General features: G+C 65.1%; 18 protein-coding genes and 1 tRNA gene. 9 read left to right on the top strand and 10 right to left on the bottom strand.

The window, feature by feature from the left end:
* Positions 1-13: 13 nt before the first annotated feature.
* Genes ACZYYX_RS03900 through ACZYYX_RS03875 form a run of 6 tightly spaced genes read right to left on the bottom strand, consistent with a single transcriptional unit; the run spans position 14 to position 3382 of the window.
* Positions 14-988 (bottom strand): dipeptidase, encoded by a 975-nt coding sequence (locus tag ACZYYX_RS03900; protein ID WP_463813108.1) that lies wholly within the window; start codon positions 986-988, stop codon positions 14-16.
* Positions 985-1563 (bottom strand): hypothetical protein, encoded by a 579-nt coding sequence (locus ACZYYX_RS03895; RefSeq protein ID WP_463813107.1) that lies wholly within the window; start codon positions 1561-1563, stop codon positions 985-987. Before ACZYYX_RS03895 ends, ACZYYX_RS03900 begins: the two co-directional genes overlap by 4 nt.
* Before the next feature lie 33 nt (positions 1564-1596).
* Positions 1597-1968, bottom strand: a complete 372-nt coding sequence (locus ACZYYX_RS03890; RefSeq protein WP_463813106.1) for a DUF1801 domain-containing protein — start codon at positions 1966-1968, stop codon at positions 1597-1599.
* Positions 1965-2375, bottom strand: a complete 411-nt coding sequence (locus ACZYYX_RS03885) for a VOC family protein (protein WP_463813105.1) — start codon at positions 2373-2375, stop codon at positions 1965-1967. The genes ACZYYX_RS03890 and ACZYYX_RS03885 overlap by 4 nt, the downstream gene beginning before the upstream one ends.
* A gap of 5 nt (positions 2376-2380) precedes the next feature.
* On the bottom strand, positions 2381-2830 hold the full coding sequence (locus ACZYYX_RS03880) for a helix-turn-helix transcriptional regulator (protein WP_463813104.1): 450 nt from the start codon (positions 2828-2830) through the stop codon (positions 2381-2383).
* A 21-nt stretch (positions 2831-2851) separates the two neighbouring features.
* Positions 2852-3382 (bottom strand): GNAT family N-acetyltransferase, encoded by a 531-nt coding sequence (locus ACZYYX_RS03875; protein ID WP_463813103.1) that lies wholly within the window; start codon positions 3380-3382, stop codon positions 2852-2854.
* Positions 3383-3519: 137 nt separating this feature from the next.
* Between ACZYYX_RS03875 and ACZYYX_RS03870 the strand changes: the two genes are divergently transcribed.
* Positions 3520-4185: a cyclase family protein gene (locus ACZYYX_RS03870; protein WP_463813102.1), complete on the top strand. Its 666-nt coding sequence runs from the start codon at positions 3520-3522 to the stop codon at positions 4183-4185.
* A 5-nt stretch (positions 4186-4190) separates the two neighbouring features.
* Here the strand turns inward: ACZYYX_RS03870 and ACZYYX_RS03865 are convergent, their stop codons facing one another.
* Both ACZYYX_RS03865 and ACZYYX_RS03860 read right to left on the bottom strand, forming a co-directional pair.
* On the bottom strand, positions 4191-4940 hold the full coding sequence (locus ACZYYX_RS03865; protein ID WP_463813101.1) for a dienelactone hydrolase family protein: 750 nt from the start codon (positions 4938-4940) through the stop codon (positions 4191-4193).
* 78 nt (positions 4941-5018) lie between these two features.
* Positions 5019-5462, bottom strand: coding sequence for a rhodanese-like domain-containing protein (locus ACZYYX_RS03860; protein WP_463813100.1), 444 nt, complete (start codon positions 5460-5462; stop codon positions 5019-5021).
* Between ACZYYX_RS03860 and ACZYYX_RS03855 the strand changes: the two genes are divergently transcribed.
* From ACZYYX_RS03855 to ACZYYX_RS03840, 4 genes are all read left to right on the top strand, one after another.
* Entirely contained in the window at positions 5421-5873 is a 453-nt protein-coding gene (locus ACZYYX_RS03855) for an Lrp/AsnC family transcriptional regulator (RefSeq protein WP_463813099.1), read from the top strand. The two genes, ACZYYX_RS03860 and ACZYYX_RS03855, sit on opposite strands and share 42 nt — an antisense overlap.
* Positions 5764-6015: an Lrp/AsnC ligand binding domain-containing protein gene (locus ACZYYX_RS03850; RefSeq protein ID WP_463814791.1), complete on the top strand. Its 252-nt coding sequence runs from the start codon at positions 5764-5766 to the stop codon at positions 6013-6015. The genes ACZYYX_RS03855 and ACZYYX_RS03850 overlap by 110 nt, the downstream gene beginning before the upstream one ends.
* Positions 6016-6087: 72 nt before the next feature.
* Positions 6088-7155, top strand: a complete 1068-nt coding sequence (locus ACZYYX_RS03845; protein WP_463813098.1) for an FAD-dependent monooxygenase — start codon at positions 6088-6090, stop codon at positions 7153-7155.
* A gap of 69 nt (positions 7156-7224) precedes the next feature.
* Positions 7225-7668, top strand: coding sequence for a MarR family winged helix-turn-helix transcriptional regulator (locus ACZYYX_RS03840; RefSeq protein WP_463813097.1), 444 nt, complete (start codon positions 7225-7227; stop codon positions 7666-7668).
* A gap of 33 nt (positions 7669-7701) precedes the next feature.
* On the opposite strand, the gene ACZYYX_RS03835 is transcribed toward ACZYYX_RS03840, so the two are convergent.
* Positions 7702-8412 carry an SDR family oxidoreductase gene (locus tag ACZYYX_RS03835; RefSeq protein ID WP_463813096.1) on the bottom strand — a complete coding sequence of 237 codons (711 nt, stop codon included), beginning with the start codon at positions 8410-8412 and terminating at the stop codon, positions 7702-7704.
* Positions 8413-8496: 84 nt separating this feature from the next.
* On the opposite strand from ACZYYX_RS03835, the gene ACZYYX_RS03830 reads away from it, so the two are divergent.
* The 3 genes from ACZYYX_RS03830 (at position 8497) to ACZYYX_RS03820 (ending at position 10460) form a co-directional block, all read left to right on the top strand.
* Positions 8497-8865 (top strand): MerR family transcriptional regulator, encoded by a 369-nt coding sequence (locus tag ACZYYX_RS03830; RefSeq protein WP_463813095.1) that lies wholly within the window; start codon positions 8497-8499, stop codon positions 8863-8865.
* A 141-nt stretch (positions 8866-9006) separates the two neighbouring features.
* On the top strand, positions 9007-9954 hold the full coding sequence (locus ACZYYX_RS03825; RefSeq protein WP_463813094.1) for a serine hydrolase domain-containing protein: 948 nt from the start codon (positions 9007-9009) through the stop codon (positions 9952-9954).
* A 107-nt stretch (positions 9955-10061) separates the two neighbouring features.
* Positions 10062-10460, top strand: coding sequence for a DUF6841 family protein (locus tag ACZYYX_RS03820; protein WP_463813093.1), 399 nt, complete (start codon positions 10062-10064; stop codon positions 10458-10460).
* 132 nt (positions 10461-10592) lie between these two features.
* Here ACZYYX_RS03820 and ACZYYX_RS03815 read toward each other — a convergent pair.
* Positions 10593-10675 (bottom strand) — tRNA-Leu (locus ACZYYX_RS03815).
* A gap of 228 nt (positions 10676-10903) precedes the next feature.
* Between ACZYYX_RS03815 and ACZYYX_RS03810 the strand changes: the two genes are divergently transcribed.
* Complete coding sequence (locus ACZYYX_RS03810) at positions 10904-12298, top strand: DUF3662 and FHA domain-containing protein (protein ID WP_463813092.1); 1395 nt, start codon at positions 10904-10906, stop codon at positions 12296-12298.
* Position 12299: the final 1 nt, after the last annotated feature.

Here is a 12299-nt window from a genome sequence, read left to right as displayed (position 1 = left end):
TCGAGCCCGCCGATCATCCGGACCACGCCTGAGTGGCGACTCGGTGGAAGTTGCCGCCGAGGACGGCGCGGATGTCGGGGTCCCTCCAGCCCTGCCCGCGCAGGTGATCTCCCAGCGTGATGAACGTCTCGGGGGGCATCCACTGGATGGGCCCCCATCGGGTGTAGCTGTCGTCGAAACAGTCTGGGTTGCGCGCCATCTCGTCGTTGAAGTCGGCGTGATCGAAGGAGAAGTCGCTGCTGATCCCGACGCGGTCGATACCGACCACGTCGATGGCGTGGTCCAGGTGACGCTGCATGGCCTCCAACGTCGGGGTGTTCGGGCCGAGAAAGATGCCGACCCCGGTGATGCCGACGACACCGCCGGTGTCCGCACAGGCGCGGGCCTGGTCATCGGTGATGTTGCGGGGGTGGTCCCAAACCGCCGCCATACACGAATGGCTGTACACCATAGGCATGGTCGAGACACGGCACAGGTCCAGGCCGGTCTTGCGACTGCAGTGCGATCCGTCGGCGACCATTCCCGCCGCATTCATCTCGGCGACGATCTGCTCACCCCACGCCGTCAGGCCTTCGTCGTGTGCGTCCAGGCATCCGCTGCCCGCGCGGTTGGCGTGGTTGTAGGTCGGGAGCAGGGTCCGCACCCCGAGCCCGACCAGCCGCGCCACGTTGTCGAGATCGTCGTCGAGCGGGCCGGAGTCTTCGAGGTCGAACACCACCGCGATCCGCCCGGTGGAAGTGATGTGGTCGACATCGTTTATGCCAGAGGCTAATTCGAGATCAGGATGGCCTTCGACGGCGGAGCGGAAGTGCCTCAGCAGCGCCACCGAGTCGGAGAAGGATTGCGGCGAATATCCCACGTTGACCGACAGGAAAGCTCCGCCGGGGCGCTGGAAGCGGGTCAGCGGTTCGACGCTCGTGCCGACCTGCAGGGGCAGGCAGGTGTGTTGGTCCCACAGCAACACATCTCGGTGACGGCCCCCGGTCACGAAACGGCCTCCGTCCAACCACCCCAGTCCTCGCCGACGAACACCCGGCCGGTGGCCATGTCGAAGTTCTCGAGGAACACCTGCAATGCCGGCTGCATCTGTGCGTGCAATTGCGTCATCGCGTCGATGATCTCCGGGGTCATCGGGTCGTAGTCGGCGGGCTTCTGCGCGGGGATCAGGCCAAGATGTAGCGCCATCTCCAGCTGATAAAAGGTGAAGTCCCCGTACGGGCGTTTGGGATCGGCACCGGGGATGTCCTCGACGTCGTAGGGATCGGTCAGTTCCCAGCTCATCGCCGTCAACAACGTGCGGTGCCAATCGGTGAACTCGAAATGGTTCTCTTCAGCCAATCCCTGCACATACGGGGAGAATTCGACGTCTTCGGGAGGACGCCGGTAGGGGTACCCGCCCGCCGGGCAGGTGCCGTAGGAAGTGGCGATACGCAGCAGGTGCACGTCGTCGGGGTGTGTGTCCCAGTCCGGAGGGAAGCACGGCGCCCCCACCTCGGTGCCGTCCCAGCCGACGACCACTGGTCGTAAACGCTGCACGTGCTGCTCCCGCCAGATGATGTCCATGGACCTATCTGACCAGATCTCGGGCGTGCGGTGTCACCGCGCGTTGAGCGCCACCGCCGCGCGGATCAACGCCACGAAGGCATCCTCGTCGAGCACGTCGTTCTCGCCGATGTCGATCGCCCGTCGGGTGTTGCCGCCAAGGCTGGAGTTGAAGAGCCCCGTCGGGTCGTCCAGCGATGCGCCCTTTGCGAACGTCAGCTTGACCTTGTCCTTGTAAGTCTCACCGGTGCAGAGCATTCCGTCGTGATACCACGTAGGCACACCTCGCCATTTCCACTCTTCGGTGACGTCGGGTTCGGCCTTCTTGATCAGCGCGCGGACGAGCGCAAGCGTGTCGCCGCGCCAATCGCCGAGCTCCGCGATCCTCGCGTCGATCTTCTCGGACGGGGATTGTTCCGTGCTCACCGAACCTCCTGGATGCGGATCATCGTGCCCGCGGGATCGCGCAGTGCACAATCGCGTACGCCGTAGGGTTGCTCGATCGGTTCCTGGACGATATCGGCATCGCTGGCCTGGAGGCGTTCGAACGTTCCGTCCAGATCTTTTGTAGCCAGCACGATGATCGAGTAGGTGCCCTTTGCCATCATCTCGGCGATGAGGCGGCGCTCGTCGTCGGTGACGCCGGGATCAGCCGCCGGCGGGTGAAGAACGATGGACGTCTCGGGCTGGTTCGGCGGGCCGACCGTGATCCAGCGCATCGCGCCTCCCCCGACGTCGAGACGGACCTCGAAACCCAGGACGTCGCGGTAGAACGCCAGCGATGCCTCCGGGTCCTCGTGGGGCAGGAACGTGGTGTGAATAGTCAAGTCCATGAGTGTCACGCTAAATCGAGTGCAGCGGCGGGTGCTTCTCGATTCCTGATCGGTCTGCTCACGTGCTTCTCCATGCAGGAGGGCAACCCGTCGGTCGCGCCCGCCGTGCGATCGCGGTACGTACTGGGTGGCACCCCGACCAGCTCGGTGAAACGCGTGCTGAACGTCCCGAGCGACGAACACCCGACAGCGAAGCACACTTCTGTCACGCTGAGGTCGCCGCGCCGCAGCAACGCCATCGCGCGCTCGATGCGCCGCGTCATCAGGTACGCATAGGGCGACTCGCCGAAGGCGGCCTTGAAGCGGCGGCTGAGATGACCGGCCGACATGTTCACTCCCCGTGCGAGGGTCTCGACATCGAGTGGCTGCGCGTAATCGCGGTCCATCCTGTCGCGAACGCGTCGGAGCAACCTCAGGTCGGCGAGATGTCGCTCCTCGGCGGTCTCACTGCTCACGCATGACAGCCTGCCACGCGTTTACCAGAGATGGCCTGGTCGCCAGTCACAGACGAGAGGAGCAGCGTCGTCGAGATCTCCTCTGAAAAGGTAGATCTTGTCAGTGACGTCATATGTGTCGACGATGCCGGCTGGACCGGCGGCTCGAGTGGGCCCAGTCCACGGGCGCCAGCCACGTGCCTCATAGAAGGGCGCTGCTGCCTCGACAGCATTGAGCGCGCCGAGTTGATGGCGCGACGTGATGATGTGTTCAGCGTTGTCCATCACGATCCGGCCCAGTCCGCGTCCCTGGTGGTCGCTGCGAACCGCGACCGCTTCGACATAGCCGGTGTTGAAAGCACTACCGTTGTGGCACAGCGTCCTCGGTACGACGGCAGTGAACCCGACCACAGCCTGATCAGCATCCTTGATCACGATGTGTACGCCGTTCACGGCATGAAGCCAGTCGTGAGAACGGAACCCAGAGCCGAACGCCGAGCGCACCAACTCTTCCGCGGAATCCAATTCCGCCTCGCTGAGCTGCCCGGGCTCGGCGATCACGACCTCCACCATAGGAGCAGCGTGGCACAGGGCGTCACGAGTTCATACACACCACGCCTACCCCTGAGGGTGAAAAGCCGCATCCTCTTGTCGTCGTTTACTGTTCAGCCTGCAGAGGGCCGCCACCTGGCCGGCAGAAGGAGGCGCACGTGCTCGTTGACCTGTCGCACACGATACGGGCGGGATTGGTGACGTATCCGGGGTTGCCGGCCCCGTCGATCCAGCCGCACCTCACCCGCGAAGCCTCGCGCGAGGTGTACGCCGCGGGAACCGAATTCGCGATGGACACCATCACCATGATCGGTAACACCGGTACGTACATCGACTCACCGTTTCACCGCTTCGCTGACGGTGCTGACCTTGCCGGTCTCGACCTGGCCACGTTGGTCGATCTCCCGACCGTGGTCGTACGCCACCGCACCACGTCAGCGAGATCGGTCGACGCCGACGAACTTCCCGACACGATCGCGCGCGGCAGCGCCGTGTTGATCGACACCGGGTGGGACCGGCACTTCGGCACCCCTGCCTACGGCACCGACGCCCCGTTTGTCAGTGTGGCTGCCGCCGAGCGGCTGGTCGAATGCGGCGTTGCGCTCGTCGGCATCGACTCGGTCAACATCGACGACACCAGCGCTGCCGCCGCGGGGCGACGGCCCATTCACACCACACTGCTGGGGCATGGCATCCACGTGGTGGAACATCTGACGAATCTGGCCGCCCTGCCCGACCACGGTGCATGTTTCACCGCGGTCCCTCCACGTGTCGAAGGCTTCGGTACGTTTCCCGTCCGCGCGTACGCAAGCGTCCCGGACTGAGGTCTCTACGCCGGCATCTCGTCATCGAGCATTTCGAGCACTGCCTGCCACGCTCGTCGGGACTGGACGGCGTGGTAACCCACCCCGGGAACGGTGGCCATCGGCTCGGCGCCCGTATCGGCCCCGGGTGACGCCTCGACGGCCCAGAAGGCGTGCTGGGCACCGCCGAGGACGGTGACGCGCCAATCCACACCGGCGCCCTGCAAAGCGGCCCCGAAGGTGAGGAGCTGCGCGGGTGTGCACAGGGGATCCTCGGAGCCAGTACACAACAACACCGCTCCCCCGACGCTCGTCCAGTCCTCGGGGCGGGCCTCGCGCGGTAGACCGGGGTGAACGACGGCAAGTGCAGCGAAAGGTGTTCCGTTGCGGGCGAGTTCGAGCACGATCCGGCCGCCTGCGCCGTATCCGAGTGCAGAAAGACGGCGCTGATCGACACCGGGTTCCGCCAGAAGGACGTCGAGGGCAGCCTGTCCGATGGCGAGCATGCGCGCCGTGTCGTCCAACAACGGCATGACGCGGGCCAGCATGGCCTCCGGGTGCCCGAAGTACGTACGTCCGCCGTGATAGTCCATGGCGAAGGCGACGTACCCGTGCTCGGCGAGAATGTCGGCACGCGTGCGCTGATAGGAGTCGAGGCCGACCCCGTCGTGACCGATCAGCACCGCGGGCCACGGCCCCTCGCCATCGGGCCGCACCAGGTAGCCGACCATCGTCATCCCGTCGACGACATACGCGACATCGTGCGTGGCACTCATGAACTCAGACTAGGAACGGGCAGCAGCTCTCTGTGTCGTCTTTCGCCCTCGGCACAAATTCACGTCCGCGCAAGGGCTTCAGCATTCGCAGGTGATCGCGTCCACGGGTGCGGTGAGTGGGTCTGTGGCGCGAACGACGGGGCCGTGGTCGTTCTCGACGGGATAGCCTTCGCGGGCCCAGTACTCGAACCCACCGATCATTTCTCTGACCTCGTACCCCAGCCCGGCGAATTCCAGCGCAGCACGCGTCGCGCCGTTGCAACCCGGCCCCCAGCAGTACGTCACGACCGGCGTCTCCCGTGAGATCTCGCTGGTCGCGCGGGCAGCGATCTGGTCAGTCGGCATGTGGACCGCCCCGACGGCCCGACCCTGCAGCCATGCGCCGTCACCGCGGGAGTCGATCAATACGAAACTGACGCCGCGTTCCTGGTCGGCGTACACGTCAGAAGCGTCCGTTTCGAAAGCCAGCTTGCCGGCGAAATGGGCGATGCGGAGGTCCATCGAGGCGGCCGTGGTCGTCATACGGAAAACGGTAGTGACGACCCGTCCGGAGCGACAGGGCAATTTCACTGCATCTCGGCCGCTTCAGCCGCATTTTTATGGCAATCTCGCAACGTGGCCGCGAATATCCCCTTCGAACCCGACAAGGTTGACACTGCCATTCTGAAAGCGTTGCAGGCCAACGGAAGACAGAGCATCGCGGAGCTAGCGCGGCACATCAACATGAGCCACAGCGCGGCCGCCGAGCGTGTGCGGCGCCTCGAGGACTCCGGTGTGATCAGCGGCTACGGCGCATGTCAATCCCGAACGACTCGGCTTCACGATCCTGGCCTATCTCCGACTGCGCTACCCCAGCAGCACCTACGAGCCGCTGCACCGGCTGCTCGCGAACCTCCCGGAGGTCACCGAAGCCCACCACGTCACCGGGGATGACTGCTTCATCATGAAAGTCGTCGCCACGAGCATGAAACACCTCGAACAGATCAGCGGCAGGATCGGGACCCTCGGCAGTGTCACCACCAACGTGGTCTACTCATCGCCGCTCCCGCCGAGGCCGGTGTTGCCACCGGGGTGACGAGCGCACTCTGGCCGCAGAGATTTCGGGGCGACCCTAGACGTCTACTACACATCGTCGTAGAGTCGAGGTATGCGGGTGGGGATCGTCGGAGGTGGATTTGCCGGATTGGCCGCGGCAGTCCTGCTATCCCGAGAAGGACACGAGGTCAAGGTCTTCGAGAAGGCGCCCGGCCCCACCAAGGCGGGCGGCGCAATCTCCCTGTCGACGAACGCGCTCGCATGCCTGTCCATTCTCGGCATCCGGGAACGCGTGGTCACCAATCCGTGGTCACACCTGCCGGCCACCATACGGACGCCGACGGGGCGGATACTGGTCCGCAGGACGTTGGCCCAACTGACGGGTGGCACCGAGTATTCAGCGGTGCCTCGGCGACTGCTGCTGAGCTGGCTGACCGATCAGATTCCCTCCGGTTGCCTGCACTACTCCGCTGCCGTGACCCACGTCGGCGCCGACGGAGTGCTGACGGTGGGCGGTGCAGAACACCGGTTCGACCTGGTCATTGCAGCCGACGGAGCCCGCGGAATCTGCCGACAACAGCTGTGGCCGGATGCATCACCCGTGCGATCCACCGGCATCAACGGATGGTCCTGGATCGTCGACCGAGAGCTGTCTACCGGCTACGGCACAATCTGGGGCTGCACAACTGATTTCGGCATTCTTCCGCTTCACGATGGGCGGACCTACATCTACGGTGGAACATCACTCTCGCAAGCGCTGCTCACTGACTACTGCTCATGGCCGGATCCCCTTCCTGACCTCATCGACGATGGGCGCTCCTGCGCCGTATCCACCCCGGAGATCTTCGAGGCCCGACCTCCTCGGTCTTTGGTCCGCGGAAGGGTCGTGGTGATCGGCGACGCCGCCCACGCCATGCGCCCCACTTTTGGCCAGGGGGCTGCGCTGGCGATGGAGGACGCCATCACGCTGGTCCGGGGCGGTGTAGCGTCGCTCGTGCGGCGCAGGCTTCGCCTCCAATTGCTCTATGCGGCATCGAAAGCCGGCTCCTACTTCGCGACTCCGAAGGCTCCGGCGGCCGAAAGGGTGCGCAACGGAGCGCTGGCCCTCACCCCAGACCCTGTATTCGGTGCATTGGCAGGATCTGTCAGCCGATGGCGACCACCGGCAGAGCGTCTGTGACTATCTCCCATCGGACTGCCGGAACCGATGTCTTGACCTCAATAGCGCTTGAGTTCCTAGCGTGTGGGCATGACATCCGAGATGCAGCCCCCCGAGCTACAACCGTTGGGATTCTGGACTATACGAGCTGGAGAAGCCATCCGTGCACGCACCCGCGGACGACTGTCAGAACTGGGGGTGACCCAGCCAGAGTGGTGGGTGCTGCACCAGCTCGCGATGCACCCGACGGGTATGACGGAAAGCGAGATCGTCTCCATCGTCGGACCGAACGAGTCTGACGAGAGCATCGTGCAGGCGATCGTCGCCGGCGTCGGCAAAGGGTGGATCGCTCGCTCGGGCGACCGTGTTCGCCTGACGAATGCCGGCCGGCGGCTATTCCATGCGGCCGCCGGAGTTCAGCGGCAGCTGAATGATGAGCGGCGCCAGGGGATATCCGACAGTGACTACGCGACCACCATCGAGGTGCTGCAGCGGACGATCACCAACGTCGGAGGCCACGCGTGGCACTGGTAGCGATCACATGACAACGGACTGCCGGCAGGCGGCTCACAGGCTGATGCCGTCGTACATCGCTGAAGGCGGTTGAGACAGAAGTTCTTTCGCCGTCCTGGTGTCGTGGTCCGCCAACACCTCATCGGCACCTGACTCGATCCCGTCCAGCGCGAGGCGTACCACGTCGGCTGGGTCGTTCTTCTCGATCTCGAAGCCGGCGACCATATCGGTATCGGTGGCCGATAAGTGCAATCCGAGCACCTGGGTGCCCTGCGCTGCCAGCTCGAGCCGAGTGCTGTTGGTCAGTTGCCATTCGGCAGCCTTGGCCGCGGCGTATGCGCCGTTGCCGGGGTACACCTGGAAAGAACCGACCGACATCACGTTGAGAAGCGCGCCGCCGCCATTGCGCGCCAAGACCGGGGCGAAGGCACGAGTCATCGACAACGTGCCCCAGAAGTGGGTGGCCATTTCCAGCCGAATGGCGTCCAGGTCTCCGCTCACCAAGTTCTGCAGCGTCGCGACCCCGGCATTGTTGATCAGCACGTCGACGTCGGCAGCTGCGTCGGCCACCTCAGCCACCATGGTGTCGTCCGTGATGTCCAATCGGACCGGAATGATGCGGGAGTCGTTGTCGGGCAGTGTTTTTGGCCGCCGCGCGGCGGCGTACACCTTGGCGGCACCTCGCGCGAGCAACTGGCGCACGAACTCCGCGCCTATTCCGCGGTTGGCACCGGTGACCAGGGCTGTCGAGTTGTTCAGGTCCATTTCCCGAGCCTAGAATCTCACATCGATGTCAGGTTCAAGGTCCACATGCCGTGACGTAGCCCACACGTCTCACCGGGAGTCGACATGAAGATCGGAGAGCTCGCCCGGATCACCGGCGCCAGCGTGCGGTCACTGCGCTACTACGAAGAGCGGCAGCTGCTGTTGTCGCGCCGCACTGCCGGCGGCCAGCGGATCTACGATCAGGACGCGGTCGAGCGGGTCGCACTGATCCGAGAACTCTTCGCCGCGGGAGTCGGCAGCGATGCCGTCGTGCAATTGCTGCCCTGCATTCACACAGGTACAGCGACACCAGCAATGGTGGAACTCCTGGCGCAGGAACGCGCGCGCATCGACACCGAAGTACGCAGGCTCGCAGCCACGCGCGACCGTCTGGACCGACTCATCGTGACCACGCGTGCCGCCGTCCCGACCGCCGCCGCATCGTCCGCGTGAGACGTCGCACGGTCAATCGACGTGGTGAACGGCAGAAGCTTGTGCGGGGTGTGGGGCCCCTGGGTGGAGTATTGATGCGTGGGTTCCTTGTCGCCGCGCGAGCCGAGAACCGCGACAGGTGACGCGGATCTGATTGCCCGGGTGGCACCGCTGCTTCGCTCTCGTGGGCTCACCGACAGGGTGAGTGTCGTTGCTCTGGTGGGCGGAGCGCGCCTGGAGGCGCACTACGGTGCGCAGCCCGACACGGTCTACGAAATCGGCTCGATCACCAAGACCATGACCGCGCAGCTTTTTGCTCATGCCGTGGAATGCGGTCAGCTCCACGCCGACACCACCCTCGGAAGCGTCCTCGATCTCGGCGGCAGCCCGGCGAGCGACATCACTCTCGAAGAGCTGGCCGGCCACCGATCAGGACTGCCCCGCATCGCACCTCGACTGACGGATCGCATTGCAGCCGGCCTCGCGGTCCTGCGTCACCGGAACCCGTACACCGCCGATCTCAAGACACTGCTACAGCAGGCGCGTGCCTCGAAAGTGTCCGGAAGAGGCCGGTTTTCGTATTCCAACCTCGGCTTTGCCTTGCTCGGGCAGGCAGTCGCCGCGCACGTCGGTACAACCTACCCGCAACTGCTGCGGGACCAGATGCTCGACCGTCATGGCATGACCGGGTCCACGACACCTCTCACCGCTAGCGAACTACTCACCGATGTGACGACAGGTTTCAACGCCCGCGGCCATCGCGAACAGGCATGGACCATGGGCGCTTACGCGCCTGCCGGCGGAGTTCGTTCGACACCCGCCGACTTGGCCAGGTATGCGCGCGCTCTTCTCGACTCCGATGCCCCAGGGATGGACGCGCTCACTCCACGGTGGCAGGCAGACGGCGGCGCGCGTGTTGGCTACGCGTGGTTCACCAACCAGATCGGCGATGCGACCATCAACTGGCACAACGGAGTTACAGGGGGCTTCGCCAGCATGCTGGCCCTTGATCGCGACAATGCATCGGCCGTACTCGTCTTGGCCAACACAGCCATCGCTGTCGACCAGATCGCACTCGAACTCCTCCTCCAAGGCCGGTCGCTTATCTGAAGAGGCCCCGTTCGAGGATGGAGGCAACCCAGATCCGTTCTCAGGACGGGGAGCTCGAGTCGTCGTCAAGCGATGAGCCGCTCGATCGGGTGGGGTTGAATGCGCCTGTGACTCCGGATGTCCTTCGTCAGTGGTTCGACGGCTACTTGATGGCGTTTGCCGCGAGCGCCCGCCGAGACGGACCCATCGCGACACTCTTGGACCACTACACGGTGCCGCTGACCATCACCACCGACGAAGAAGTGATGACGGTGACCAGCGGCGAACAGGTAGCCTCCGCGATTCAGCAGCAGGTGGATGCGCTACACGCACAGGGCTACGGCACCACTGACGTGCTCGCCTTCGAAGCGACAGTGCTCAATGCGACGTCAGCGATCCTGCACACCCGACTGGTCCGGCGCGCAGCGGACGGCGGTGAGATCGCCACCCTGGGCATGACGTATCTGGTCGCCCGCGATCAGACCCGCCTCCGCATCGTTCTGATGGCAGTGCACCCCGCCACCTGAGGTCTGCGGATCGACATCTCTCCACTGCTGGTTTCCGCAGCGCCCGAGCCTGAAAGGCCCGCCAACGAGAAAGGCCACGAACCATTTCTGATTCGTGACCCTTGTCGTTGCGGTTACTGGAACCGCTCAGTGTGGGCGAAGGGGGACTTGAACCCCCACGTCCCGAAGGACACTGGCACCTGAAGCCAGCGCGTCTGCCATTCCGCCACTCGCCCGAAAACAACCGGGGGAGCCTATCACGCAGGCAACCCCGGGCTCCAACCGTACGTCGGCAGGCCCCTGAACACCAAAACCGCTGCTCACAATCCTGTGACCAGGAGCGATGCAATTCTCAGAGTTCTGAGAGTCACGACGGGGTACAGGTGGCCGATAGCATGCTTGCAAGCATCGCTGCCAGCCGACACGCTGGCGGCTTTTCACCATCGAGGGAGGCGAGCCGGAACATGGGTCTGGTCGATCGATTCGAGCGCAAGCTCGAGGATTCGGTCGGCAATGCCTTCGCCCGGGTCTTCGGCGGCTCGATTGTGCCCGCTGAAGTCGAATCGCTTCTGCGGCGTGAAGCCGAGACCGGGGCACGTGAAGTGCACGGCGGCTACGTTTTGGCGCCGAACGACTACGTCATTACCCTCAGTGTGCCTGACTATCAGAAGGTGAGTGCCGACCCGGACATCACCCCGACCACGTTCGCCAAGCACCTGGAGGGCTTCATCCATGAGCAGGGATGGCAAACGTATGGTGATGTGGTTGTCCGATTCGAACAATCGCCCAGCCTGCACACCGGACAGTTTCGCGCGCGCGGTGCGGTCAATCCCGACTCGACCTCGGATCCACCAGCCCCACCACCTCGAGATCACTCGTCCCACGCAGAACCAGGAGTACGACCGATGAGCGACAATCCGACCTATCGCGGCGGCCAGGGGCCGGGGCGGCCCGGGGATGACTACTACCCCCGTCCCGACGATGACCGCTACCCCCGCCAGGACGATCGCGGCGGCTACCCGCCGGCCGACCAGGGTGGCTATCCGCCGGCTGAGCCCGGTGGCTACCCGCCGGCAGATCAGGGTGGCTACCCGCCACCCGGCGAGCAGGGCTACCCCCAACGCGGCGGCTACCCGGACCAGGGCGGCTACCCCGAGCAGGGCGGTTACCCGGCTCCGCAATACGACCAGCGCCCTCCGGCCGGCTACGGCCCTCCCCCGGGCGGATACCCCGACCAGGGCTACCGGCCCGGTCCCGGCGGCTACGGCCCGCCGCAGGGTGGTCAGCAGGGTTACGGACCCCAGGGCGGGGCTCCCGCCGGTGACTACGACTACGGGCGTCGTCCGTCGTACCCCGACCAGGGCGGCTATCCGGACCAGGGCGGCTACGGCGGTGGCTACGGCCGCCAGGAGTACGGGCAGCCCGACTACGGACGCTACGGCGAGGCACCGGCCGGCTACGCCGACCAGGGCTACGGCGAGCAGGGCGGCTACGGCGGCGACCAGGGTGGCTACGGCGCCGCTGGTTACGGCGGCGGCTACGGCGCCAGCCAGGGCGAGTACCCGTCCGCCGGCTCTACCGTCACCTTGCAGCTCGACGACGGCAGCGGGCGCACCTACCAGTTGCGCGAAGGCGCCAACGTCATCGGCCGCGGTCAGGACGCCCAGTTCCGGCTTCCCGACACGGGTGTGTCACGTCGTCATCTCGAGATCCGCTGGGACGGCCAAGTGGCGCTATTGTCAGACCTCAACTCCACCAACGGCACCACGGTGAACAACGCGCCCGTTCAGGAGTGGCAGCTGGCTGACGGCGACGTGATCCGGCTGGGCCACTCTGAGATCATCGTTCGCGTTCACTGAG

This window comes from Mycobacterium sp. IDUB_1, assembly GCF_055419625.1.
Note: the sequence above shows the minus strand (reverse complement) of the source record. Positions and strands in the feature narration are given on the sequence as shown.